Source organism: Streptomyces sp. SID3343, assembly GCF_009865215.1.
Lineage (GTDB): Bacteria > Actinomycetota > Actinomycetes > Streptomycetales > Streptomycetaceae > Embleya.
The window spans coordinates 1-580 of the sequence record NZ_WWJX01000804.1 but is presented as its reverse complement, the minus strand read 5'-3'; the positions used below and the strand labels follow the sequence as shown (position 1 = coordinate 580).

Below are 580 nucleotides of genomic sequence, written 5' to 3'. Positions count from 1 at the left end.
TCGCCGCGTTGGACGCGCTCGGCATGCGGTGGACGTGAGGCGGGTGTGAGGTTGGCGTGAGGTCGGGTGTGTGAGGTGCGGTACGAGGCGCCGATCGGGTGTCCGGTCGACGCCTCGTGCGTGTCCGGGACGCGACCACGCGCCGCCCGGCCGACCCGGCGGTCGTTCGGGCGGCTTTCACGACCGGGCCGCGCCCGGCGCCGCACGTGGCTCGGCAACTGAGAAGGCCCCAAGGGGTCGATCGTGGAGATCGTCCAGGCGGTGGGGCGCGCGGTGCGGCCGTCCGCGCGCGCCGACAAGATTGCCACCATCCTCGTCCCGATCTTCCTCCAGGCCGGTGAGCACCGCGACGACATGCTCGTGTCGCCGAGCCGGCGGCCGCTCCAGCGCGTGCTCCAGGCGTTACGGGCCCACGACGCGGACATCGTCGACGTCCTCGCCGTGCCCCAGGTCAACGGCACACCCCAGGGAGAGCGCAGCCCGGACGAGGCGGACGAGGACGACACGGCCGGCGAGACCGACGACGACCGGGACGGCGAGGACGAGCGGGAGGAGTGGCGGCCGATCCTGCGGTTCTCCA

General features: G+C 73.4%; 1 pseudogene. It reads left to right on the top strand.

The window, feature by feature from the left end:
- Window positions 1–243: 243 nt before the first annotated feature.
- A pseudogene (locus tag GT354_RS24880) lies at window positions 244–580 on the top strand (helicase); the annotation flags it as partial.